Here is a 23,715-nt window from a genome sequence, read left to right on the forward strand (position 1 = left end):
TTTAATTAAATTTTTTAACAATTAATGCGGAGTTGGTTCCCCCAAATCCGAAAGAATTCGACAAAAATACATCAATTTTTTGACTTTTTGTTTCAGCAACCAAATTTATCCTTTTCGCCTCATCATCAGGGTTTTCCAGATTAATATTCGGGGCTACAAAATCGTTCTGCATCATCAGGATAGAGTAAATTACTTCACTCGCACCTGCCATCCAGCATTCATGACCGGTCATTGATTTCGTGGAACTCACGGGAACTTCGCTTCCGAAAATTTCGTAAATGGCTTTTGCTTCATTGGCATCACCAATTGGTGTGGATGTCGCATGAGCATTAATATAATCAATATCTTTTGCCGATAATCCGGATTGTTTCAAAGCCCGATCCATTGCTAAAGCAGGTCCGTCTACATTTGGAGTGGAAATGTGTCCTCCGTTGGAAGAAAATCCATACCCGACAATTTCCGCAATGATATTGGCTCCTCTTTTTTGGGCAGATTCTAAACTTTCAACAATTAAAGTTGCTGCTCCTCCACTCGGAATTAATCCGTCTCTGTCTTTATCAAAAGGTCTTGATGCTTTTGTGGGCTCATTTTCGCGTACTGAAAAAACACCCAAACCGTCAAAGCTCGCCATCGAATATTTATTGGTTTCCTGTGCTCCTCCGCAAATAATCATGTCCTGAAAACCGTTTTTAATCATCATAAAAGCCAGTCCCAAAGAGTGAGAACCGCTTGCACAGGCTGCACTGATGGTTAAATTGATCCCTCTCAGTTTAAAAATGGTCGAAAGGTTCATGGTAACGGTAGAGTTCATGGATTTAAAAATAGCTCCTGAACCCATTAACGTTGTATCTTTTTTCTCTCTCGCAATATCGATCGATTCTACTACCGCCTTGGAAACACTGTCGTTTCCGTATAAAATTCCGACTTCGTTATTGTCTAGAAAATCCTGATCTATATTTGCCTGTTGTAAAGCATCAAGCGTTGCGATGTAAGCATATTCGCTTTCTTCGCCCATGCTTACGCGCTGTCTGCGGCTGAGAAGATTTTTGAGATCCGGCTTCGGAACCACGCCCGTTAATCCCGATCTGAAACCAAATTCTTTTCTTTCGTCTACTAAATGAATTCCGGATTTTCCCTGAAATAAAGATTCTTTCACTTCTTCCAAAGAAGTTCCGATGCAGGAATAAATTCCCATTCCGGTAATGACAACCCTATTTTCCATGTAATGTTCAAGGTTTTAGGTTTTAGGTTTTAGGTTGCAGCTCACAACTGCTTCCTTTTATCTGCCACCTGATTTTATGAGTAGATTCCTCCGTTAATATTGATGACTTCGCCTGTAATGTACGATGACTTTTTAGACGCTAAAAATGCGACTAAATCTGCCACTTCTTCTGCTTCTCCGAATCGGTTTGCAGGGATCATTGCTTTTAATTCGTCTTCATTAAATTCCTGCGTCATATCCGTTTTTATGAATCCCGGTGCAACCGCGTTTACGGTGATGTTTCTTTTCGCCACTTCCTGAGCCAGCGCTTTTGTAGCTCCTACCAAAGCTCCTTTCGCCGCAGAATAATTGGTCTGTCCTGCCGTTCCTTTCACTCCGGAAACAGAAACCATATTGATGATTCTGCCGTATTTATTGCGCAACAGTTTCTGGATAAAGAAATTCGTCACGTTGAAAAACCCGTTTAAACTGGTGTTAATCACCGCGTTCCAGTCTTCACTCGGCATCCACATGAACAATCCGTCTCTTGTAATTCCGGCATTGTTTACGATCACCTCAACAACGGATTTAGGATTATTTTCCTGCCATTCTGTTAAAACTTTTTGGGTTTCTTCGGCATTTCCTACATCAAATTTCAAAATTTCTCCGGTAGATCCCAGTTCTTCCACTTTAGCCAGCGTTTCTTTAGCTGCCGCTTCGTTTGAAGTGTAGTTGATTAAGATATGATAGTTTTTTTCTTCAGCCAGTTTTATACAGATGGCTCTTCCGATTCCTCTTGAGCCTCCTGTGACGATTGCACATTTCATGTGTTGCTTATGTAGTTTTAGTTTTTTTATGTATATTTTCTTTCCTTAAGTATGACAATTAATTTCCTTAAAAAATTACATTGCCTTTAAATATTTCTTCACTTCTTCCAGATAAGGATACATTACCATATCATCAGAAAAAGCCGGAATTATTTTTCTTATTTCATCGTACAGTTCTTTGGTTGCTGATGAAATTTTATTCTGAAAACCAAGATATTCTATTGCCTGAACAATGGTAATGGCTTCAATCGTCAATACCTCGAATGCATTTTCGATTACTTTTCTGCAGATGACCGCTGCATTGGTTCCCATGCTTACAATATCCTGATTGTCATTATTATTAGGTATACTGTGAACATACATCGGGTTTGATAACATCTGGCTTTCTGCGGTTGTGGAAGTAGCCGTAAACTGAACACCCTGCATTCCGAAATTGAATCCTAATTTACCTAAATTGACAAAAGGAGGCAAAATTTCGTTGATTTTAGAATTCAGTAAATAATTCAATTGTCTTTCTGCCAACATTGTTAATTTGGTGACCACAATTTTCAGCTTGTCCATTTCAAGGGAAATGTAATCGCCGTGGAAATTTCCGCCGTGGTAAACGTGCTGATCTTCCACATTGATGATCGGATTATCGTTCGCCGAATTGATCTCGTTTTCCAATACTTTTTCCGTATATTCCAACGTATCCAGAACTGGTCCCAAAATCTGAGGAACACATCGTAAAGAATAGTATTCCTGAACTTTTTCCTTGAAAACTTTTTCCTGCTCTTCAAAGTGAGTATATAAATGATCGGCTCTTTTTCTGATTAATTGACTGTCAAACAAATGAGCACGCATTTTTTCTGCAATTTTCTGCTGTCCTTCGTGAAGTTTGGTTCCGTTCAGCACTTCAGATAAATGATCATCATAAGCCTGAACAATTTCGTTAATCGCACAAGATAATTTGATTGAAATATCAGTTAACTGATTCGCTTTATGCGCATTAACGACTCCAATTCCGGACATCACGGAAGTTCCGTTCATCAAAGCCAAACCTTCACGGATTTCTACCTGAATCGGCTGTAAGTTTTCGATTTCAAAAACTTCTTTCGTTGATTTTCTTTCTCTTTTGTAGAAAACTTCTCCTTCCCCGATTAGTACCAACGCAAGATGCGCCAACTGAACCAGATCTCCGCTTGCGCCAACGCCTCCATGTTCAAAAATAAGCGGCGTAATATCTCTGTTTATTAATTCTTTAAGTAAATTTACTACAGAATGATGAACGCCCGATTTTCCTAATGATAAGGTATTCAGTCTTGCCAGCATACAGGCTTTTGCTTCGTCTGCCGGAAGCGGATTTCCAATCCCCGAAGAATGACTTCTGATAAGATTATACTGAAGCTGATGGGTATCTTCATCGCTGATCTTGAACTGCGCCATGGGTCCGAAACCCGTGTTCACCCCATATATTACTTTATTTTTTGAAAATTCTTTTAAAAACTGAAAACTCTCATCCACTCTGGCAAGAAGTGTATCATCCAGTTCTATTTTCTCATTGTTGATGATGACTTTCTTAAAGTCACTCAGTTCTAAAAAGTTATTTATTTTCATTAATTAAAAAGTAATAAATAGATAATTTTGTAATTATTAATTAATTGTCATTAATTTTGCGGCAAAGATAGAAGTTATTATTAAAATAAAAAATCAAAGATGAGCAAAGAATTTGTTGACGTTCTTGTAATCGGCGCCGGACCGTCTGGCTGCGTATCTTCTTCATACTTAAAGAAGAACAACGTCAACGTGAAAGTTGTTGAAAAAACAAAATTTCCAAGACTGGTTGTTGGAGAAAGCCTGATTCCTCGTGTGATGGATCATTTTGATGAAGCCGGACTGTTTCCTGCTCTGGATAAAATGGGCTTTGAGAAGAAACTGGGAGCACGTTTTTTAAGAGGCAACGAAGTCTGCATTTTTGATTTCAGCAATAAATTCGGGGAAGGATGGGACTGGACATGGCAGGTTCCGAGAGCGGATTTTGATAATGTTTTGGCTCAGGAAGTCATTAATAAAGGAATTGACCTTGAATTTGAAACGGAAGTGATCGGCATTGAGTTCAACGGAACAGATTCTGTAACGACTGTAAAAAATAAGAACGGCGAAATAAAAGAAATTCATGCAAAATTTGTGATCGATTCCAGCGGTTACGGAAGAGTTTTACCGAGACTTTTAGATTTAGAAAAACCTTCAAAACTTTCTCCTCATTCTGCGATTTTTTCTCATGTAAAAGATATTAACCGGGAAGAAGGTACGGAAGGAACTTTAATTTCTTTTGATATTATCGAAACGGAAGTCTGGCTTTGGGTAATTCCGTTCTCCAACGGAAACACAAGTGTAGGAATTGTAGGACCAACCGATTTTATTGATAAACTTTCTGAAAACGGCAATACAGCAGAAGCTCTGAGAAAAGCCATTTCCCTTTCGGATTATTATGTAAAACGTTTCGGGGATGTAGATTTTCTTTTTGAACCTCAACATCTGAAAGATTATTCGTGCTCGGTAAAAAAATTATTCGGAGACGGATTTGCCTTAACAGGAAATGCTTCGGAATTCTTAGATCCGGTTTTCTCTTCAGGAATGGCTTTTGCCACAGAAGGCGGAATGACCGCTGCAAAATTAGCCTTAAGACAACTGAACGGCGAACAAGTAGACTGGCAAAAGGAATTTGCAGACTATATTTTATACGGAGTTGATGTTTTCACAACGTATGTAAAAGAATGGTACACCGGAAATCTTCAGGAATTATTTTTTCACCAGCCGGAAAATCCTGATGTGAAGAGAAAAATCTGTGCAGTTTTGGCGGGTTATGTCTGGAACAAGAAGAATACTTTTGTGAGAATTCATGATACGGCAATTAAAAATCTGGCGGAATTTATTAAGACAGAAAAACAACAAGCATAAAAAATGGTCTGAGATTTTCAGACCGTTTTTGTTTATTTGAATAATTGATTTCTAAATCAGTTTTCGCTCATGATTCTTTCTTTCTCCTTTTGAAATTCTTCTTCGGAAAGAACTCCTGAATCTTTCAGCTCTTTAATTTTTTTAAGTTTATCGTATTTTGATTCTTTTATAATTTCCTGAATCTGATTTTTTGTTTTAGGTAAAAATTCTTCGGGAACAACAATTTCACCCGATTTAATTGCATTTTCAACATCCATTTCATAGTTAATTAAACTTTGACCGATTTTCGCATAATACACATATCCGTTCTTCTTATTTCCTCTGGTCATTATTTTTTTAACTTTAAAAGTAAGACCTGAATTGCTTCTTCGAAATGAATTCGCCTGATTTGCCAATCCCTGATATCCTGTTGTTGAATAATAATTGAAAAGTGACGATGCATTTGTCCTGATAAACTTAAAATCCCCGTCATTCATTGAGCCTGTTCCTATTTTTATACTAAGCCCTTCATAGACTTTAAATCCTGTTGAAGTCGTTAAAGTATCATTTTCGAACTTTGGTTCATGTTGAGCATGACAGATCAATGTAAAAAGAAAGATTAAAATTGAGATTATTTTTTTCATGTTTAAAATTTTTCCCAAATTTAATTTCTAAGAAAGCGATAACCTTACGCCATCCCGTAATCTCCGTTATTTTTAGTTTCGTAAATCTAAAAAGACAATCGGCTTTCTGCTGTTCGGGTTAAATACCGTTTTAGATAAAACATCAAAATCTACCAGTTCAATTTTCGGACTCACTCTTAATTTTGCTCTGAAATGATCTCTTACTTCATTTACAAAACTCTCGGAATCGCTGTCTGTGCTTACTTTAATGATGATTTCATCCAACCCGATTTCATTCGACTGAATAACAATCTGATAACAGAGAATTTTATTGAAATCATTTAAAATATCATTCATCGCAGGCGGATATAATGTGGTTCCTTTGTATTTGATCATCTGCTGTTTTCGTCCGATTACAGGACCCAACCTCATCGTATTTCTTCCGCATTTACACGGCTCATAATGTGCTTTTACAATATCTCCTGTTTTAAATCTCAGCAACGGAATCGCTTCAACGCCCAACGTAGTGATCGTTAATTCTCCGCTTTCGCCTTCTTTCGTGGGATTTCCTTCATCATCAAGAATTTCGGTGATAATTAATTCCGGATGGTGATGTCCGCCAACTTGTTCTTCACACTCTGTAAAAGCGGTGCTCATTTCCGTCGAAGCATAGGTTGAGAAAAGTTTAATATCCCACTTTTCTTTAATTTTCTGTGAAAGAATATTATCGGTAAAATCCTGATTTTTGATACTTTCTCCGATGCACACAGCTCCATGAACACTTGAATTTTTATAATCAATTCCGTGTTTTTCGGCATAATCGATCATTTTTAGCAAAAAAGACGGAACGGTGATTAAATATTTCGGCTTGTATCTGAAAATAGAATCCCATTGAAGTTCGGGAATTCCCGGTCCCATTCTTACTACGCTTGCTCCCATTTTTCTAAGCCCTAAAAAGTAGGCAAGTCCCGCCATAAATCTTTTATCGATCGTGGTAATCATCTGTACTACATCTCCTTTTTTGATTCCTGCACACGCAAAGGAAATAGCTTCGTTGTACGCTAATCTTTCAAGATCGTTATCTGACAATCCGAATGTTACAGGATCTCCCAGTGTTCCTGAAGTCGTACTGTAATCCACAATTTTATCGGGAGTCACACAGAAAAAATCATCATTATGCTGCTGAATATCGTTCTTCGTCGTGTTCGGAATTTTCTGCAAATCTTCCAAAGTCTGAATATCAGCAATATTGATATTGCTGTCTTTGAATAATCTTTGATAAAATGGCGAGTAAGTTTCAAGATAAGCCAAAAGCTCCTGAAGTTTTTGCTCCTGAAACTTTTTTATTTCCTGAATGTCTGATCTTTCGATGGATGGATAAAAGTCCAATGGTTTTTATTTTTAAAGGACAAATTTATTAGTTTATTTTAATTTGTCGCAGGTTTTGCCGATTATGCAGATTTATTTTCCTGCAGATTTCGATGATGACTTGTTTTTATTATTCTTGAAAAGCATTTTGCGATAAGTGTTAACGCAAAGTTCCTGTTCTGTATTTTTTTTATTTTAGAAGGTAAAGGCAAATAATTTGCTTCGCGAAGCCTGGAAATATCGCTTATTAAATAAATTTTGCGTTTAATTTATAAACAAAAATGTAAGTTTCGGTTAAAACCAATTTGAAATACTACTATTGAAGCGGGCTAAAGCCCGCCCCTATCGATAAACACCCATAAGAAATCCGCAGTATTTGTGAAAACATTCGTGCTATCTGTGTTTAAAAAACTCTTCAAAAGTTTATAATCAACCCCTGATTGTTCACAAAAAATTAATCTTTTCATTTATTTTTCTGAAACAGAAGTTTTTAATAGGAAATATCAAAATAAAACATATATTATAAACCGACAAATTTTAGTAAATTTGCCAACTTAATTAATCAACGATATTGATATATTACAATGAGCCAATTTAAAGAGTACAAAAACCTCAACCTTATTGACGTAGCCGAGAACATCGCAGAATTCTGGAAGCAGAATAAAACTTTCAATAAGAGTGTTGAGATTCGTGAGGGGCAACCTGAGTTTGTGTTTTATGAAGGTCCGCCTTCAGCAAACGGTATGCCCGGAATTCACCACGTAATGGCCAGAGCGTTGAAGGATATTTTCTGTCGTTATCAGACCCAGAACGGAAAGCAGGTTTTCCGTAAAGCGGGTTGGGATACGCACGGACTTCCGGTAGAGCTTGGTGTGGAAAAAGAATTAGGAATCACTAAAGAAGATATTGGCAGAAAAATTTCGATTGAGGATTACAACAAAGCGTGTCGTGAAGCGGTAATGCGTTATACAGATGTATGGAATAACCTTACTGAAAAAATCGGATATTGGGTAGATCTTGATGATCCGTACATCACGTACAAATCAAAATACATGGAAACGGTTTGGTGGCTTCTGAAACAATTGTACAACAAAGATTTGCTGTATAAAGGTTACACGATTCAGCCGTATTCTCCAAAAGCAGGAACCGGACTTTCTTCTGCGGAGTTAAATATGCCGGGAACGTATCACGATGTTTCGGATACTACGATTGTTGCACAGTTTAAAGTAAAAAAAGAATCTACCGATCTGTTTAATGATGTTGAAGGAGATGTAAATATTCTTGCATGGACGACAACACCATGGACTTTGCCTTCCAATACAGCTTTGGCTGTAGGAAGAGATATTGAATATGTTGTGGTTAAAACTTTTAACCAGTATACTTTTCAGCCGGTAACTGTAGTTCTGGCAAAAGTTCTTCTGAATAAAAATTTCGGAAAAAAATATGCGGAAGGAACTGATGAAGACTTCGCAAATTATACTTCGGAGAGCAAGACCATTCCTTACCAGATTTTAAAAGAATTTACCGGAGAAAAATTAACCGGAACGCAATACGAACAGTTGGTTCCATGGTTTACGCCAAACGACACATCTGAAAAAGCTTTCAGAGTAATTTTAGGAGATTTTGTAACAACTGAAGACGGAACAGGTATTGTTCACATTGCGCCTACTTTTGGTGCAGATGATGCGAAAGCGGCAAAAGAAGCCGGAGTTCCGCCCATGTTGGTAAAAGATGAAAATGATAATCTTGTTCCTCTGGTAGATTTACAGGGAAGATTTATCAAGGGAGAAAATGTTCCTGAATTATTCTCAGGAAAATACATCAAGAACGAATATTACGATGAAGGAACTGCACCCGAAAAATCATGGGATGTGGAACTGGCAATTTTGCTGAAAACTGAAAATAAAGCCTTTAAAGTAGAAAAATATGTTCACAGCTATCCGCATTGCTGGAGAACAGACAAGCCTGTATTATACTATCCTCTGGATTCATGGTTTGTGAAAATGACGGCTGTAAAAGACCGTTTGGTAGATTTAAACAAAGAAATCAACTGGAAGCCGAAATCTACAGGAGAAGGACGTTTTGCGAACTGGATTGAGAATGTAAACGACTGGAATCTTTCCCGTTCAAGATATTGGGGAATTCCTTTGCCAATCTGGAGAACAGAAGACCTGAAGGAAGAAAAGATCATCGGATCTGTAGAAGAATTATACAACGAGATTGAAAAATCTGTAGAAGCAGGATTGATGACTGAAAATCCGTTTAAGGATTTCATCATCGGAGATATGTCTGAGAATAATTATGCGTCTGTGGATCTGCATAAAAACATTGTAGACAAAATCGTTCTGGTTTCAGATTCAGGAAAAGCAATGAAGCGTGAGAGCGACCTGATCGACGTTTGGTTCGATTCCGGTTCAATGCCTTATGCGCAGTTGCATTATCCTTTTGAAAACAAAGAATTAATTGATAATAATAAAGCGTTCCCTGCAGATTTCATTGCGGAAGGTGTTGACCAGACTCGTGGTTGGTTCTATACGCTTCATGCGATCGGAACAGCGGTTTTTGATTCTGTTGCTTATAAAAATGTAATGAGTAACGGGCTTGTTTTAGACAAAAACGGGCTGAAAATGTCAAAATCCAAAGGAAACGCGGTAGATCCGTTTGAAACTTTAGCGGTTTACGGTCCGGATGCAACACGTTGGTATATGATTTCCAATGCAAATCCGTGGGAAAACCTGAAATTCGACATCGAAGGAATTGATGAAGTGAGAAGAAAATTCTTCGGAACATTGTACAATACGTATTCATTCTTTGCGTTGTATGCGAATGTGGACGGATTTAATTATTCTGAAAAAGAAGTTGAGAACAGACCGGAAATCGACCGATGGATTCTTTCTGAGCTGAATTTGTTAATTAAAGAAGTTAAAGCATTCTACGAAGATTACGAACCGACAAGAGTAGCGAGAGCGATCAATACTTTTGTGAATGACAATTTATCCAACTGGTACGTAAGACTTTGCAGAAGACGTTTCTGGAAAGGAGATTATTCTGAAGATAAAATCTCAGCTTACCAGACTTTATATACGTGTCTTGAAACGGTTGCTAAATTATCTGCGCCAATCGCTCCGTTCTTTATGGATCAGTTGTATCAGGATTTAAATAAAGTAACCGGAAAAGAAACTGCGGAATCGATCCACTTAACGGATTTCCCTGTTGCTGATGAAAGTTTAATTGATGCAGATCTGGTTGAAAAAACACATTTAGCACAGACGATAACAAGTTTAGTTCTTTCCATCAGACGTGCAGAAAGTTTGAAAGTAAGACAACCTCTTCAAAGAGTGTTGATTCCTGTTTTGGATAAGAAAACGGAAGAGCAGATTTCTGCGGTTGCAGATTTAATTAAGCAGGAAGTAAACGTTAAAGAATTACAGTTAATTAATGCTGAAGAAGCGTCGCATTTAATTGTAAAACAGATCAAACCGAACTTCAAAGCTTTAGGTCCAAAATTAGGAAAAGACATGAAAACGGTGGGTGGAGAAATTACCAATTTCACCGCAGAACATATCTCCACTTTGGAAAAAGAAGGAAAAATTGATGTGCAGGGTTACGAAATCACACCGGAAGATGTGGAAATTTCCACAAAAGATATTCCGGGATGGACGGTAACTTCCGACGGAAAAACCACTGTGGCATTAGATTTGACGCTAACAGATGAATTAAAATCTGAAGGTATCGCAAGAGAATTCATCAACAGAGTTCAGAACCTGCGAAAAGAGAAGGATTTCGATTTGACGGACAGAATTACGATCTCTTTGGAAGAAAACGCTCCTTTCATTGATGACATCAAGAAAAATGAAGAATATATTTCATCCGAAGTCTTGTCAAATAAAATAGAAATTGTATCTTCACTTTCAAATTTTAACGAAATCGAAATAGATGAGGTTAATTTTAAGATAAATGTTGAAAAAAATTAACTTATAGTTATTGTTTTTCAAATTCCATTTCATAATTTTATTAAAAAAGAGAAACGAACATGTCAGACGAAAGAGTAAGATACAGTGATGCTGATTTACAAGAGTTTAAAGCAATCATTAAGGAAAAAATAGAAAAGGCTGAAAAGGATTTACAACTGATCAGAGAGAGCTTTATCAACGACCAGAATAACGGTACGGATGATACTTCCCCTACTTTCAAAGCATTTGAGGAAGGCGCTGAAACGTTGAGTAAAGAACAGAATTCTATTTTGGCCGGAAGACAGGAGAAATTCGTACGTGACCTGAAGAACGCTTTGATAAGAATTGAAAACAAAACTTACGGTGTATGCAGAGTAACGGGTAAACTTATTCCGAAGGAAAGACTGTTGGCGGTTCCTCATGCTACGCTGAGCATTGAAGCGAAAAATATGCAGAAATAACCACAAGGTTAGCTACAATAAATTTGGGTTTATATCGTATTTCGAGGAATACTTTATAAACCTAATTTTTAATATCTACCCATGAGCGAATTATTAATTTTAGGAATTATCGTTGCCGTTGTATTGGCATTTTTCAACAGAGACCGGATTAAAAACAGGTTCTTTCCGGATGAAAAGCGTAATTATACGATTGACGATCAGTTTAATTCTGATAAACGGGAAAGGGAAAAAGAGATCGACCGTCTTCTGAGCAAGATGGGAAAAAACGGAGTGAATGATCTGTCGGCAAAAGACAGAAAAAGACTTGACGAATTGTCTAAAAAGTAAAATTTAAATTAAAAAAAAATGGAATCCATAATAGTCCACACCAAAAACGCAATGGAGCTTACTGCCCTGAAAAGTGTTTTGAAAGAAATGAACATTAAGTTCGAAAAATTCCATACCAAGAATACCCATCACAACGAGAAAACGGTAAAGAAGATCGTTGACAAAAGAAACGAAAAGATAGGAAAACCTTACAAACCAAAAGGATTATAATGAAGAAGATAGCATTTGTAACCTTGCTTATTTTATTAATAGATCAGGCTTCAAAAATTTATGTAAAAACGCATTTTAATCTTGATGACAGTATTTCTGTATTTCCGGGATTTAAATTAACGTTTGTGGAAAACCCGGGAATGGCTTACGGACTTCATTTCGGAGGCATTATCGGAAAATATTTTCTGGTTCTGGTAAGAATTATCCTGATCGGCGGAATGATCTATTTGTTTAAAAAATGGTTACAGCGGGGAGAATCCAATTATCTTCTGATTCCGATGGCAATGATTTTTGCCGGAGCAATCGGAAATCTGATTGACGGAATGTTTTACGGACTTATTTTTGACAGCGGAACAGTTTATGATGAGAGCATCAACAGATGGATCGGGTATGGAGGAATTTCGAAATTCACCAGTTTCGGGGAAGGATATTCTACTTTTATGAAAGGCTGTGTAGTTGATATGCTGCATTTTCCGCTGGTAGACTGGAATGTTCCTGAAAACTGGCCCTTAATCGGAGGGAAACATATAGAATTTTTTAAATACATTTTCAATGTAGCCGATTCGGCGATTACAGTGGGAGCTGCTTTACTATTGATTTTCAGAAAAAAAGCATTTCCGAACGGTCTGGAATTTTAAAAGAATATACTGTTGATGAAAAAATTAATTAAAAACATTTTTAAAATTTTCCTGCTTCTTTTTGTTGCAGGAATTATTTTTATTGCCTGGGCGAATTACAGCATTAAAAAAGACAGCGAAGCCCATATATCATACAATATCTCAGAAGTTCCTAAAATGAAAACGGCATTGCTTCTGGGAACAGGAAAAACACTGAGCAACGGAAAACCGAATGCCTATTTTTATAACAGAATTCAAGCGGCAGCCGATTTGTATAAAAGCGGAAAGGCGAAATACATTATTGTAAGCGGTGATAACAGCCAGAAAAACTATAATGAACCTGAAGATATGCAAATGGCATTGATGGAATACGGAGTTCCAAAGGATAATATTTTTCTGGATTTTGCCGGTTTCAGAACACTGGATTCTGTTGTACGCGCGAAGGAGATTTTCGGGCAAAATCAATTAATTATTGTTTCACAGAAATTTCATAATGAAAGGGCGGTATTTTTAGCCCAACAAAACGGCATGGAAGCTTTCGGATACAATGCTCCCGACGTGAATAAATACGCAGGTCTGAAGACGAATCTGAGAGAATATCTGGCGAAAGCAAAAGCGTATCTGGATCTTCTTTTAGGAGTTGAACCGAAATTTGGCGGGGATAAGGTTTTAATTCCTTAATATTTTTTTCTTGCAGATTTTTAACGCAAAGTTTTTAATTTGATAATAATTACTTCTCTAAATATGCAAAGAAGCATCAACAAGTTGATTTGATGAAGCTCCGTTTTCAAGCTTCGTGCAGCAAATTTATTTGCCTTTGCCTACTAAAAATAATAGCTTTTGAATAAAATCTTTGCGTTTAAATTTTCCAAACACAAAATAACACTAATGTTTTCACGAATACCACAAACAATAAAACATAAACATCTCTGTAAATTCATGGAATCTGAGGGAGAATTAATTAAATTTGCAGTTCATTAATTTTTAAATATAAATTTTAAACAATGTCAAGAATTCTTACCGGCATTCAAGCCACCGGAACACCTCACTTGGGAAACTTGTTGGGTGCAATTATTCCTGCGATAGAATTATCGAAACAGGAAGGAAACGAATCATTTTTATTCATCGCGAATCTGCATTCTTTAACGCAGATTAAAGACGCGAAAGAACTGAAACAGAATACCTACGAGATTGCTGCGGCTTGGCTTGCTTGTGGATTAGATACCGAAAAAACATTTTTTTACAGACAGAGCGACATCCCTGAAACCTGTGAACTTTCTTGGCATTTATCATGTTTTTTTCCTTATCAGAGATTAACTTTGGCGCATTCATTCAAGGATAAAGCAGACCGTTTGCAGGATGTGAATGCAGGTTTGTTTACATATCCGATTTTAATGGCTGCAGATATTTTATTATATGATGCGGAAATTGTTCCGGTAGGAAAAGACCAGCTTCAGCATTTGGAAATTGCGCGTGATGTCGCTTCCAGATTTAATAATCAGATGGGTGAAGTTTTTGTTTTGCCTCAATCTGAACTTCAGGAAAATACAAAGTACGTTCCCGGAGTTGACGGACACAAAATGTCTAAATCGCGAGGAAACATCATCAATATTTTCCTGCCTGAAAAGGAACTGAAAAAGCAAGTAATGAGCATCGAATCGGATTCTAAAACTTTAGAAGAACCTAAAGATCCGGAAAACGATAAAACTTTTGCCATCTATCAACTAATTGCTACTCTGGAACAAACTGAAGAATTAAGAGCGAAATATTTAGCCGGAAACTTTGGTTACGGTCATGCGAAAAAAGAGCTTCTGGATCTTATTTTAACAAGATTTGAAAAAGAAAGAGAACTTTTTTCTTATTATATGAACAATCTTGAGGAACTGGAAGCAAAACTTCAGGAAGGTGCAGCAAAAACGCGAGTGATTGCTACGCAAACGATGAAAAGAGTGAGAGAAAGTCTGGGAATTTAATGTTCCAAGCTTTAAGATATAGTTTCGGCGGCACCTTCGGTGCCGCCGAAACTCTTATAAATACTCTTTAATCTGCAAAAGATGAGTAATTACTTTCAAGCCTTCTTCGGTTTTGTTTTCCTTAAAAACATCAAAGAAAATAACATCCATACCAAAATTCTGAGCACCGACAACGTCTGCAACCCAGTCATCGCCAATTAAAATACTGTTTTCTTTTGTGGCATCTGAAAGGTTCAGAGAATATTCAAAAATTTCGGGACGTGGCTTTCTTACACCAACTGTATCTGCGCTTGTGATGGTCTGAAAATATTTATCAATGCCGGATAAAATACATTTTCTCTCCGTAACTTCTTTGAACCCATTTGAAATAATATGCAGTGTGTAACTTTTTACTTTAAGATATTCCAGAATATATTCTGCTCCTTCTACCAGCTCATTATAATTGAGAATTTTATCTAAAAAATGTTCTTCAAAATACATCGACAATTCCGGATCATCAACCCCAAAATGGTTAAAGGTATCGTAAAAACGGTGTTTCCTGAGATATTCTTTATCGATAATTCCATCGCGGATATCTTCCCAGAGTTTTTCATTAATTTCATGATAAACAGAATGGAATTCTTCAAACATGATATTGTACTTTAACCCGATTTCTTCCTTCTCAAAAAGATCTTTTATCGTTAAATACGCATTGCGGCGATGATCCCAAAGTGTATTATCAAGATCAAAAAAAATGTGCTGAATTTTCATACAGCACAAAATTAATAATTTTAATTTTTGGATACAGGATAATTCTTGCCTTTGGCTTTCACTACCTCGACGCTCTTTGAAAAGTTGAGTAAAAACTCAATGGTTTGTTTCTTAGGTTTCAAAGCTTTCACTTTTAAGGAATCATTTTTTTTCATAGGCGAAAATGTTTTTCCTTAAAAACGGGAATTTTCAGAAATTATTATTTATCTAGTTAAGATAATATTATTTTCATCCATGATTTTTCTCAGGTTGATTAAAGCATAGCGCACTCTTCCCAGTGTAGTATTGATACTCATGTCGGTATGATCCGCAATTTCTTTAAAACTTAACCCGTCAAAAAATCTTAGTTTAATTACTTCCTGCTGATTTTCAGGCAAAAACTGAAGCATTTTTAAAAGATCTTCCTGAATCTGATTGGTTACAAGCTGATCCTCGATATTTTCGGAAGGCTCTCTCAAAAGATCAAAAACAGAATATTCGTCCGTTTCAAAAGTAGTTTCTGAAACTTTCATATTTTTAGATTTTAACCTGAAATGATCGATAATAAGATTATGGGCAATTCTTTTCGCCCAAAGAATGAATTTTCCTTCTTCGTTATAGCGTCCTTCCTTCAGCATAATGATAATTTTCATGAAGGTATCCTGAAACACATCATTTGCTAAATCTTCATCATTAATTTTGTAAAAAATAAATGTAAACAACTCTCTCTGATGGCGGTGTATAAGGGTAGACAACGCCTCTTCGTCTCCTTTTTGGTAAAGGGAAATTAGTAAACTATCCGATTTTGATTTCATAACTTCTTCTCAATAAATATTGCTGACTGTAATTCCAGATATTTTATCTGGCTTCAGCTGTAAATACAAAACAATTCTTCAGAGTAAAGTCGAATCAATAGGCGGATACAATTTTTCTATGGTGTAAATATAATAAATTTTTAATAACTGTTAACCATTTATTAACTTTTTACGAGAAAAATTTAAAAAAATCTACTTAAACATATCGTGAATGAATACAGTAGGGATATTTAATGTAAAATTAACATTTATCCCCTTCAGTTCCTTACCATTTATTCCGCTGTTTCCGATCGGGAAAGCATATCCTCCCGTAAGATCAAGAATCCCGAAAAGCGTAACACCTACCTTCGGAGCAATATATTTGTTGGTTCCTTCCGCTCCCATCAGAAAATAGTAAGAATGGTTGAAATCTACATTTTTTTCAAAATTTAACAGAACATCGGCTGAAATTTTAGGCATGACAGCAAATTGGGAATGCGCAGAACCCATTAATGCGGAAGCTCCCAAACGGTAAATAACATCATCATTTTTTAAGAAAAGCAGCTTCCCTCCTATTTCCCCGAAACTCTGGTTTTGGTACGTATATCCTACGCTTATCATTTTATGTACGGTTAACTGGGCTTTAGCAAATGTACTCAGGAAAAATACGGAAAGGATTGCGATTGCAAATCTGGCGTTTATCATCTTCAAATTTATTTAATGTAAAAATAAAAAAAACTGCCTTATCAAAAGATAAAGCAGCTATTTATATTGTATAAGTTTAAATTAAATTCCGAAAGAAGCTTTAATTTCTTCTACTTTGTCTAATTTTTCCCATGTAAAGAACTCAAGGTTTTCCAGAGTAAGCTCATTTTTATGACCTTTATTGAAAGTTTTGCTGGCAACATAATGCTCTTTTCCCATGTGCCCGTAAGAAGCTGTTTCCTGATAGATCGGGTTTCTTAGCTTTAAGTTCTGCTCGATTGCGTAAGGTCTCAAATCGAAGATGGTAGAAACTTTTTTAGCAATTTCTCCATCGTTAAGATCTACTTTTGCTGTTCCGTACGTGTTAATGTACAATCCGCAAGGTTCAGCAACCCCGATTGCGTAAGAAACCTGTACCAAAACTTCGTCAGCAACTCCTGCAGCCACCAGATTTTTAGCAATGTGTCTTGTTGCATAAGCAGCACTTCTGTCTACTTTTGAAGGATCTTTTCCTGAGAATGCACCTCCACCGTGAGCTCCTTTTCCTCCGTACGTATCTACGATAATCTTTCTTCCTGTAAGACCTGTATCTCCGTGAGGACCACCGATTACGAATTTACCTGTCGGATTGATATGATATTTGATCTGATCGTTGAATAACGCTTTAATTTCTTCTGTCTGTAAAGCAACTACTCTAGGAATCAGAATATTTTTGATGTCTTCTCTGATTTTGTTCAGCATTTCTTCTTCAGATCCGAAATCGTCATGTTGTGTAGAAACTACGATAGAGTCGATTCTGATTGGTTTATGATCGTCAGAATATTCAATAGTAACCTGGGATTTTGCATCAGGACGAAGATATTTAATTTCTGAATCTTCTCTTCTGATCGCAGAAAGTTCCTTAAGAATAGTATGTGCAAGATCCAGAGCCAAAGGCATGTAATTCGCCGTTTCGTTGGTTGCGTATCCGAACATCATTCCCTGATCTCCCGCTCCCTGTGCATTCGCTTTAGCTTCGAAAGACTCATCCGTTACCACTCTGTCTACTCCCTGATTGATATCCGGAGACTGTTCGTGGATCGCAGAAATAACCCCACAAGAATCTCCGTTGAACATATATTCTCCTTTTGTATAACCAATCCCGTTGATTACCTCTCTCGCGATCGTCTGAACATCAAGATAAGCATCAGATTTTACTTCACCGGCTAAAACCACCTGTCCTGTTGTTACAAGAGTTTCACAAGCTACTTTTGAGTTTTTGTCGTATGCTAAAAAATGATCAATTAATGCGTCGGAAATCTGATCGGCAATTTTGTCCGGATGTCCTTCTGAAACAGATTCAGATGTAAATAAATAAGACATATTATTCTATTTGTTTTTAGATTAAAAAAATATACGAAGAAAAATAAGAATAAATTGTCTAATGAAGGTCTAAAAAAGAATACTGTTTTAGCATATTTTTATAGAGGTTGCAATCAGGTCAAATTTTTCCTCGTTCGTAAACGTTGGCAAATTTAAGTACTATTTTTTAATACTCAAAATTTTTGTCTACTTATTATCTTTTCTTTAAATTGATGATTTGATGATATTTAACATAAAACACTATTGCGGTTTTATGCTTACAAATTCTTTCGGATTCTCGTGATAATTCAGTTTTTTCTCTAAAGAATTTCTGATAGAATGCGACAATTCATCAATAATTTTCTGCTTAAAGGTTGGTTTGTAGTAAATAATGCTGATTTCTCTGTACGGGAAAGGCTTCTTAAATCTGAAAACATTCTCCTTCTGTACATCTGAAAGCTGGTTAAGAGCCAACTCAGGCAAAATACTGATTCCTCCCACTTTATCCACCATATGAACCAAAGTCTGGATATTAGAAGCGAGAAAATCTAAGTTTTTGGGCTTTAATGTATTTTCTTTTAAGTGACAGATATTTTCGAATTGGTTTCTCAGACAGTTTCCTTCTTCAAGAAGCCACACTTTTTCTACATTCAGTTCTTCAGGAACGACATAAGAGTTTTTCTTGTTGGCTTCTTTCTCAGAACTGTAGATCATTAATTCTTCATTAAATAAGAAATCCTGATAAAATTCATCTGCCGCATCATATGGTGTTGAAATAATTCCGGCATCCAATTCCCCAGCTTTCAAAGCTTTGATGATGTTGTCCGTTGTCATTTCTTTTACATTCATTTGGATTTTCGGATTTTCTTCCAAAAATTTGAAAATTTCCGTAGGCAGGATGAAAGAAGAAACGGTAGGAATGATTCCGATATTGATGGTTCCTCCTAAAATATTGTTTAAAAGATTGGCTTTATTTTTAAGTTCATTGACAGATTCTATAATCACCTTCGCCTGATCAATGATCTGAAGCCCCACATCTGTGGTACGGATCGGGTGCGTTGTCCTGTCGAAAACCTTCACATCCAGTTCGTCCTCAAATTTCTGTATCATTGCACTTAGTGTAGGTTGCGTAATGAAGCATGCTTGAGCCGCTTTCCCAAAATGTTTGTACTTATCAACCGCGATAAGATACTCGAGTTGCTGAATGTTCATCTGATTAATATTATCTATGACAAAGATAAAATGTTTTTGCCATTTGCAATTAAAAATTCAAGTAAATTTGATATTTAGTACCTTTACATAAACAAAAGCAGTTAAAAAATCATTCACAAAAATCATAAATCTATGGATTCTAAAAAATTAACCTTAAGTAACGGCGCTCCCTATTACGAACATCAGGATTCCCAGACAGTCGGTCCAAGAGGTCCGGTACTGCTGCAGGACTTCATTTTGCAGGAAAATCTTGCTCATTTTGTAAGAGAAAGAATCCCGGAAAGAATTGTTCATGCAAAAGGAACGGGAGCTTACGGAACTTTTACGGTTACCCACGATATTACCCAATATACAAAAGCAAAATTATTTTCTAAAGTTGGCAATTCATGCAGAATGTTTGCCCGCTTTTCCACAGTAGGCGGAGAGAAAGGAAGTGCAGATACCGCGAGAGATCCAAGAGGTTTTGCTTTAAAATTCTACACAGAAGACGGAAACTGGGATCTTGTTGGAAACAACACGCCGGTTTTTTTCATCAAGGATGCGAAAAAATTCCCGGATTTCATCCATACCCAGAAAAGAGTTCCGAAAACCAATCTGAAAAGCGCAACTATGATGTGGGATTTCTGGAGCCTGAATCCTGAATCTCTTCATCAGGTTTTGATCTTAATGTCGGACAGAGGTACACCTTACGGACACAGACACATGCACGGTTTCGGTTCTCACACATTCTCTATGATCAATGCTCAGAACGAAAGAGTCTGGGTTAAGTTTCATTTAAAATCCAAACAGGGAATTAAAAATTTCACGAATGATGAAGCGGTAAAAATGGCTGGGGAAAATCCGGATTTCGCTCAGGAAGACCTTTGCAATGCCATCGAGGAAGGAAATTTCCCGAAATGGACGATGTACATTCAGGTGATGACGGAAGAACAGGCAAGAGACTTCAGATGGAATCCTTTTGACATTACCAAAGTATGGTTCCAAAGTGATTTCCCGTTAATTGAAGTCGGAGAAATGGAATTGAACGAAGTTCCTGTCAATTATTTTGCACACGTGGAACAATCTGTTTTTTCGCCAAGCAATTTAATCGACGGTATCAGTTTTTCGCCGGATAAAATGCTTCAGGGAAGATTATTTTCTTATCCGGATGCGCACCGATACAGAGTGGGCGTAAATGCTCATCTGCTGGAAGTTAACAGATGCCCTTTTGCGGTTAATAATTATCAGAGAGACGGATTTATGGCAGATTCAAGCCATTATCAGGACAAACCGAATTATCATCCGAACAGTTTTGATGATATTAAACCGGATCCTGCTTATAAAAGTTTCGAATATGAACTGGACAGTGCACATGTAGCAAGCTACAACAGAAACGAAAATGATGACGATCATTATACCCAACCCGGATTATTATATACCAAGGCAATGAATACCGAAGACAGACAAAACCTTGTAAATAACATCGTTGGAAGCATGAAAGGAATTACAGGACCTAAAAGAGACGAGATCATTAACAGACAGTTATGTCATTTTTTCAGAGCCAATATTGAATTGGGCATGAAGGTAGCTTCTCAATTGAATGTGATTATTGATGCAAATATGATGAACCACACGAAATAAGTATCTTAAACAATAATTTCAATCAGAAGGAAAAAAAATCAATATTTTTTCCTTTTTTTTATAAAAAATTCATAATTTGCACAGAATAATATTTTAAAGTGGAAAATGGGTTACGAAAATATATTATTAAATAAGGAAGATAAAATATCTATTATTACAATAAACCGACCTGAGAGTTTAAATGCACTCAATGCTAAAACGATCAGCGAATTAAGTTCAGCGTTGAACGAATTAGATTCAGACCAATCCTGCAGAGTAGTTATTCTTACGGGAAGCGGTGAAAAATCTTTCGTTGCCGGAGCAGATATTAAAGAATTCAGTGATTTTGGACAGGAAAAGGCAGAAGAACTTGCCAAAAACGGACACAATACTTTATTCAATAAAATTGAAAATATGACCAAGCCTGTAATTGCAGCCGTAAACGGTTTTGCATTAGGCGGAGGTCTTGAGCTTGCCATGGCATGCCACATCAGATACGCATCGGAAAATGCAAAACTGGGGCTTCCGGAAGTAACATTAGGATTAATTCCCGGTTACGGAGGAACCCAGAGACTGCCGAAGCTTGTAGGAAAAGGTATTGCCAATGAAATGATCTTCTCTGCCAAAATGGTTCCTGCAGCAAAAGCAAAAGAAATCGGACTGGTAAATGAAGTGTATCCAATAGAAGAATTATTAAATAAGACAAAAGAATTAGCCAACATTATTGCCCACAATTCACCAATGGCAATTTCGAAAGCAATTCATGCTGTAAACTTATCGGACACGGATAAAGGTTTTGAAACTGAGATTAAATATTTCGGAGAGCTTTTTGAAATGGACGACAAAAAAGAAGGAGTTTCTGCTTTTCTTGAAAAAAGAAAGCCAAGCTTCTAAACTTTTTACCCTTAATACAAATTATTTCGAAACAAACAATGCTGCGGTATGAATAAGTTTGACAAAGCTTATCTAAAAATGGCTCAGGAATGGGCAAAACTTTCCTACTGTAAACGAAAACAAGTAGGAGCTCTTATCGTAAAAGATAGGATGATTATTTCAGATGGTTATAATGGTACTCCTTCAGGATTTGAAAACTGCTGTGAGGACAGTGAGGGGAAAACACACTGGTATGTACTTCATGCAGAAGCGAATGCTATTTTAAAATTAGCAGCTTCCACGCAGTCTGCAAAAGGTGCAACATTGTATTTAACGCTTTCGCCATGTAAAGAATGCAGTAAGCTGATTCTGCAGGCGGGAATTACCAGACTTGTCTACATCAATGAATATTCGGATGACGACGGGATATCATTTTTAAGAAACCACAATATTGAAATAGAGCAAATTTCGGAAAGTGAACTAAAAAAATAACACAACATGACTTGGGATGAAAAAATTAAGGATTTTGAAATCTTTCTTCGATTCGAGAGAAACTTTTCAGAAAACACTCTCGACGCCTATATTCGAGACATCAGAAAACTAAAAGAATACGCAGAAGAAGATCTGGGCAACGTCGGGCCCGATACTATAGGCTACGAAAATCTGCAGGAATACATTTTCAATCTTTCCAAACAAAAATTCAGCGAAAGATCTCAGGCGAGATGGATCTCTTCCATTAAAGCATTCTTCAAATTTTTACTGGAGGATGAATACCGTGAAGACAATCCGGCCTCTCTGCTTGAAGGTCCGAAACTTGGACTTTACTTACCGGATACTTTAAGTCTGCCCGATATCAACAGGATCATCAGTGCGATTGAAGTAAACTCTGATCTTGGAAAGAGAAACCAGTGTATCATCGAAGTTCTGTACGGATGCGGACTTCGCGTTTCGGAACTTATTGATCTGAAAATTTCCAATATCAATTTTAAAGAGCAGTACATCAAGGTAAACGGAAAGGGAAACAAAACACGTTTCGTCCCTTTGGCAGATTATACGGCAGATCTTTTGGAAAATTATATTCAGGAAGTACGTTCCAAAAGTAAAATCAATAAAAAATATGAGGACACTTTATTCCTGAACAGCCGCGGAACATCGATGTCCAGAGTAATCGTATTTTTAATTATAAAAGAATTAACAGACAAGGCGGGTGTAAGCAAAAAAATATCACCACATACATTCAGGCATTCTTTTGCAACCCATTTGCTTCAGAATGGTGCAGATCTTCGTTATATTCAGGAAATGCTCGGACATTCCAGCATTACAACGACAGAGATCTACACCCACCTGAAAACAGAGGAGCTGCGTGATGTGATCTTGTCTTATCACCCGAGAAATATTAATGTAACTCAATGAAAATATTGAAATATTGCCCCAAATGCGGCAAAGAATCTTTACAGTGGGATGGAGAAAGAAAATGGAGCTGCCAAAACTGTGGTTTCACATTATATAACAACGTTGCCGGAGCGGTAGCTGTGGTAATAAGATATAATGATGAAATTTATCTTACAAGAAGAAACAGAGATCCTAAGAAGGGAAAACTCGATCTTGCAGGAGGTTTTGTAGATCCGAAGGAAAGTGCAGAAGAAACCTGTAAAAGAGAACTTTTTGAAGAGCTGCAGCTGGATGTTGATATTTCAAATTTAAAATACTTAACGAGCCTTCCAAACGTCTATCAGTACAAAGAGATTGATTATAATACCATTGATCTTTTTTATGAATACCGCGTTCCGGAAAAATTTGAAGTGAACCTTGAACTGTCTGAAATTTCAGAAGCAGTCTGGATTCCTTTAAAAGAAATGAATCTCGAGGACATTGCTTTTGATTCTCAGAAAAAGTTTTTTGAAGAGTATCTGAAGAATATTTAATATTCCTGAAATATATTCTCCCGCAGATTTTACAGATGTATCTGAATATGTAAAATTT

At 36.7% G+C, this 23,715-nt stretch carries 23 protein-coding genes; 13 read left to right on the forward strand and 10 right to left on the reverse strand.

The annotated features are described in order from the left end of the window. Nucleotide 1: 1 nt before the first annotated feature. The 3 genes from KKI44_RS12240 to hutH all read right to left on the reverse strand — a co-directional run bounded on the left by KKI44_RS12240 (nucleotide 2) and on the right by hutH (nucleotide 3,624). Nucleotides 2-1,222 carry a beta-ketoacyl-[acyl-carrier-protein] synthase family protein gene (locus tag KKI44_RS12240; RefSeq protein WP_214587531.1) on the reverse strand — a complete coding sequence of 407 codons (1,221 nt, stop codon included), beginning with the start codon at nucleotides 1,220-1,222 and terminating at the stop codon, nucleotides 2-4. A gap of 74 nt (nucleotides 1,223-1,296) precedes the next feature. Then, nucleotides 1,297-2,028: a 3-oxoacyl-ACP reductase FabG gene (gene fabG, locus KKI44_RS12245; RefSeq protein WP_076396267.1), complete on the reverse strand. Its 732-nt coding sequence runs from the start codon at nucleotides 2,026-2,028 to the stop codon at nucleotides 1,297-1,299. Between the two features lie 75 nt (nucleotides 2,029-2,103). Continuing rightward, the gene (gene hutH, locus KKI44_RS12250) at nucleotides 2,104-3,624 is read right to left on the reverse strand and encodes a histidine ammonia-lyase (protein ID WP_214587532.1); all 1,521 of its coding nucleotides are present in this window, start codon (nucleotides 3,622-3,624) and stop codon (nucleotides 2,104-2,106) included. Between the two features lie 99 nt (nucleotides 3,625-3,723). On the opposite strand from hutH, the gene KKI44_RS12255 reads away from it, so the two are divergent. Beyond that, nucleotides 3,724-4,968, forward strand: coding sequence for an NAD(P)/FAD-dependent oxidoreductase (locus tag KKI44_RS12255; protein ID WP_214587533.1), 1,245 nt, complete (start codon nucleotides 3,724-3,726; stop codon nucleotides 4,966-4,968). Nucleotides 4,969-5,024: 56 nt separating this feature from the next. Here KKI44_RS12255 and KKI44_RS12260 read toward each other — a convergent pair whose 3' ends face one another. Together KKI44_RS12260 and KKI44_RS12265 are read right to left on the reverse strand one after the other, a co-directional pair. After that, nucleotides 5,025-5,591: an SHOCT domain-containing protein gene (locus tag KKI44_RS12260; RefSeq protein WP_214587534.1), complete on the reverse strand. Its 567-nt coding sequence runs from the start codon at nucleotides 5,589-5,591 to the stop codon at nucleotides 5,025-5,027. A 72-nt stretch (nucleotides 5,592-5,663) separates the two neighbouring features. Next, on the reverse strand, nucleotides 5,664-6,959 hold the full coding sequence (locus tag KKI44_RS12265) for a phenylacetate--CoA ligase family protein (RefSeq protein ID WP_214587535.1): 1,296 nt from the start codon (nucleotides 6,957-6,959) through the stop codon (nucleotides 5,664-5,666). 563 nt (nucleotides 6,960-7,522) lie between these two features. Between KKI44_RS12265 and ileS the strand changes: the two genes are divergently transcribed. From ileS to trpS, 7 genes are all read left to right on the forward strand, one after another. Then, a complete protein-coding gene (gene ileS / locus KKI44_RS12270) occupies nucleotides 7,523-10,912 on the forward strand; it encodes an isoleucine--tRNA ligase (protein ID WP_214587536.1) in 3,390 nt (1,129 codons plus the stop codon). Nucleotides 10,913-10,971: 59 nt separating this feature from the next. Beyond that, nucleotides 10,972-11,352 (forward strand): TraR/DksA family transcriptional regulator, encoded by a 381-nt coding sequence (locus KKI44_RS12275; RefSeq protein WP_002983772.1) that lies wholly within the window; start codon nucleotides 10,972-10,974, stop codon nucleotides 11,350-11,352. Between the two features lie 81 nt (nucleotides 11,353-11,433). Further along, the gene (locus KKI44_RS12280) at nucleotides 11,434-11,679 is read left to right on the forward strand and encodes a DUF6576 domain-containing protein (RefSeq protein ID WP_087708319.1); all 246 of its coding nucleotides are present in this window, start codon (nucleotides 11,434-11,436) and stop codon (nucleotides 11,677-11,679) included. An 18-nt stretch (nucleotides 11,680-11,697) separates the two neighbouring features. Then, on the forward strand, nucleotides 11,698-11,889 hold the full coding sequence (locus KKI44_RS12285; protein WP_076396253.1) for a DUF2683 family protein: 192 nt from the start codon (nucleotides 11,698-11,700) through the stop codon (nucleotides 11,887-11,889). Beyond that, nucleotides 11,889-12,527, forward strand: a complete 639-nt coding sequence (locus tag KKI44_RS12290) for a lipoprotein signal peptidase (RefSeq protein ID WP_214587537.1) — start codon at nucleotides 11,889-11,891, stop codon at nucleotides 12,525-12,527. The genes KKI44_RS12285 and KKI44_RS12290 overlap by 1 nt, the downstream gene beginning before the upstream one ends. Before the next feature lie 15 nt (nucleotides 12,528-12,542). Beyond that, nucleotides 12,543-13,187 (forward strand): vancomycin high temperature exclusion protein, encoded by a 645-nt coding sequence (locus KKI44_RS12295; protein WP_214587538.1) that lies wholly within the window; start codon nucleotides 12,543-12,545, stop codon nucleotides 13,185-13,187. 323 nt (nucleotides 13,188-13,510) lie between these two features. Further along, nucleotides 13,511-14,479, forward strand: coding sequence for a tryptophan--tRNA ligase (gene trpS, locus KKI44_RS12300; RefSeq protein WP_214587539.1), 969 nt, complete (start codon nucleotides 13,511-13,513; stop codon nucleotides 14,477-14,479). 54 nt (nucleotides 14,480-14,533) lie between these two features. On the opposite strand, the gene KKI44_RS12305 is transcribed toward trpS, so the two are convergent. The 5 genes from KKI44_RS12305 to KKI44_RS12325 all read right to left on the reverse strand — a co-directional run bounded on the left by KKI44_RS12305 (nucleotide 14,534) and on the right by KKI44_RS12325 (nucleotide 19,260). Further along, nucleotides 14,534-15,229, reverse strand: a complete 696-nt coding sequence (locus KKI44_RS12305) for a YjjG family noncanonical pyrimidine nucleotidase (RefSeq protein ID WP_214587540.1) — start codon at nucleotides 15,227-15,229, stop codon at nucleotides 14,534-14,536. A 203-nt stretch (nucleotides 15,230-15,432) separates the two neighbouring features. Beyond that, nucleotides 15,433-16,023 carry an RNA polymerase sigma factor gene (locus tag KKI44_RS12310; protein ID WP_214587541.1) on the reverse strand — a complete coding sequence of 197 codons (591 nt, stop codon included), beginning with the start codon at nucleotides 16,021-16,023 and terminating at the stop codon, nucleotides 15,433-15,435. Between the two features lie 192 nt (nucleotides 16,024-16,215). Further along, complete coding sequence (locus tag KKI44_RS12315) at nucleotides 16,216-16,707, reverse strand: hypothetical protein (protein WP_214587542.1); 492 nt, start codon at nucleotides 16,705-16,707, stop codon at nucleotides 16,216-16,218. Nucleotides 16,708-16,788: 81 nt separating this feature from the next. Continuing rightward, nucleotides 16,789-18,069, reverse strand: a complete 1,281-nt coding sequence (gene metK / locus KKI44_RS12320; RefSeq protein ID WP_214587543.1) for a methionine adenosyltransferase — start codon at nucleotides 18,067-18,069, stop codon at nucleotides 16,789-16,791. A gap of 240 nt (nucleotides 18,070-18,309) precedes the next feature. Beyond that, on the reverse strand, nucleotides 18,310-19,260 hold the full coding sequence (locus tag KKI44_RS12325) for a LysR substrate-binding domain-containing protein (RefSeq protein WP_076396233.1): 951 nt from the start codon (nucleotides 19,258-19,260) through the stop codon (nucleotides 18,310-18,312). A 132-nt stretch (nucleotides 19,261-19,392) separates the two neighbouring features. Here KKI44_RS12325 and KKI44_RS12330 point away from each other — a divergent pair, with 132 nt between their 5' ends. The 5 genes from KKI44_RS12330 to KKI44_RS12350 all read left to right on the forward strand — a co-directional run bounded on the left by KKI44_RS12330 (nucleotide 19,393) and on the right by KKI44_RS12350 (nucleotide 23,657). Then, the gene (locus KKI44_RS12330) at nucleotides 19,393-20,880 is read left to right on the forward strand and encodes a catalase (protein ID WP_214587544.1); all 1,488 of its coding nucleotides are present in this window, start codon (nucleotides 19,393-19,395) and stop codon (nucleotides 20,878-20,880) included. A gap of 105 nt (nucleotides 20,881-20,985) precedes the next feature. Continuing rightward, a complete protein-coding gene (locus tag KKI44_RS12335; protein WP_214587545.1) occupies nucleotides 20,986-21,753 on the forward strand; it encodes an enoyl-CoA hydratase-related protein in 768 nt (255 codons plus the stop codon). A gap of 48 nt (nucleotides 21,754-21,801) precedes the next feature. Beyond that, on the forward strand, nucleotides 21,802-22,224 hold the full coding sequence (locus KKI44_RS12340) for a deoxycytidylate deaminase (RefSeq protein ID WP_214587546.1): 423 nt from the start codon (nucleotides 21,802-21,804) through the stop codon (nucleotides 22,222-22,224). Between the two features lie 6 nt (nucleotides 22,225-22,230). Next, on the forward strand, nucleotides 22,231-23,145 hold the full coding sequence (gene xerD / locus KKI44_RS12345) for a site-specific tyrosine recombinase XerD (RefSeq protein WP_214587547.1): 915 nt from the start codon (nucleotides 22,231-22,233) through the stop codon (nucleotides 23,143-23,145). Then, nucleotides 23,142-23,657: an NUDIX hydrolase gene (locus KKI44_RS12350; protein WP_214587548.1), complete on the forward strand. Its 516-nt coding sequence runs from the start codon at nucleotides 23,142-23,144 to the stop codon at nucleotides 23,655-23,657. The genes xerD and KKI44_RS12350 overlap by 4 nt, the downstream gene beginning before the upstream one ends. Nucleotides 23,658-23,715 lie beyond the last annotated feature (58 nt).

Source organism: Chryseobacterium sp. ZHDP1 (genome assembly GCF_018603435.1).
GTDB classification, from domain to species: domain Bacteria; phylum Bacteroidota; class Bacteroidia; order Flavobacteriales; family Weeksellaceae; genus Chryseobacterium; species Chryseobacterium indicum.

Bases quoted from the DNA above. Each gene is read 5' to 3' on its own strand.
- KKI44_RS12315 (WP_214587542.1), bottom strand. From the start codon at position 16,707: ATGATAAACGCCAGATTTGCAATCGCAATCCTTTCCGTATTTTTCCTG.
- hutH (WP_214587532.1), bottom strand. From the start codon at position 3,624: ATGAAAATAAATAACTTTTTAGAACTGAGTGACTTTAAGAAAGTCATC.
- KKI44_RS12240 (WP_214587531.1), bottom strand. From the start codon at position 1,222: ATGGAAAATAGGGTTGTCATTACCGGAATGGGAATTTATTCCTGCATC.
- KKI44_RS12285 (WP_076396253.1), top strand. From the start codon at position 11,698: ATGGAATCCATAATAGTCCACACCAAAAACGCAATGGAGCTTACTGCC.
- fabG (WP_076396267.1), bottom strand. From the start codon at position 2,028: ATGAAATGTGCAATCGTCACAGGAGGCTCAAGAGGAATCGGAAGAGCC.
- KKI44_RS12275 (WP_002983772.1), top strand. From the start codon at position 10,972: ATGTCAGACGAAAGAGTAAGATACAGTGATGCTGATTTACAAGAGTTT.
- KKI44_RS12305 (WP_214587540.1), bottom strand. From the start codon at position 15,229: ATGAAAATTCAGCACATTTTTTTTGATCTTGATAATACACTTTGGGAT.
- KKI44_RS12295 (WP_214587538.1), top strand. From the start codon at position 12,543: ATGAAAAAATTAATTAAAAACATTTTTAAAATTTTCCTGCTTCTTTTT.
- metK (WP_214587543.1), bottom strand. From the start codon at position 18,069: ATGTCTTATTTATTTACATCTGAATCTGTTTCAGAAGGACATCCGGAC.
- KKI44_RS12255 (WP_214587533.1), top strand. From the start codon at position 3,724: ATGAGCAAAGAATTTGTTGACGTTCTTGTAATCGGCGCCGGACCGTCT.
- ileS (WP_214587536.1), top strand. From the start codon at position 7,523: ATGAGCCAATTTAAAGAGTACAAAAACCTCAACCTTATTGACGTAGCC.
- KKI44_RS12290 (WP_214587537.1), top strand. From the start codon at position 11,889: ATGAAGAAGATAGCATTTGTAACCTTGCTTATTTTATTAATAGATCAG.
- KKI44_RS12340 (WP_214587546.1), top strand. From the start codon at position 21,802: ATGAATAAGTTTGACAAAGCTTATCTAAAAATGGCTCAGGAATGGGCA.
- KKI44_RS12310 (WP_214587541.1), bottom strand. From the start codon at position 16,023: ATGAAATCAAAATCGGATAGTTTACTAATTTCCCTTTACCAAAAAGGA.
- KKI44_RS12325 (WP_076396233.1), bottom strand. From the start codon at position 19,260: ATGAACATTCAGCAACTCGAGTATCTTATCGCGGTTGATAAGTACAAA.
- KKI44_RS12335 (WP_214587545.1), top strand. From the start codon at position 20,986: ATGGGTTACGAAAATATATTATTAAATAAGGAAGATAAAATATCTATT.
- KKI44_RS12330 (WP_214587544.1), top strand. From the start codon at position 19,393: ATGGATTCTAAAAAATTAACCTTAAGTAACGGCGCTCCCTATTACGAA.
- KKI44_RS12350 (WP_214587548.1), top strand. From the start codon at position 23,142: ATGAAAATATTGAAATATTGCCCCAAATGCGGCAAAGAATCTTTACAG.
- trpS (WP_214587539.1), top strand. From the start codon at position 13,511: ATGTCAAGAATTCTTACCGGCATTCAAGCCACCGGAACACCTCACTTG.
- KKI44_RS12280 (WP_087708319.1), top strand. From the start codon at position 11,434: ATGAGCGAATTATTAATTTTAGGAATTATCGTTGCCGTTGTATTGGCA.
- xerD (WP_214587547.1), top strand. From the start codon at position 22,231: ATGACTTGGGATGAAAAAATTAAGGATTTTGAAATCTTTCTTCGATTC.
- KKI44_RS12260 (WP_214587534.1), bottom strand. From the start codon at position 5,591: ATGAAAAAAATAATCTCAATTTTAATCTTTCTTTTTACATTGATCTGT.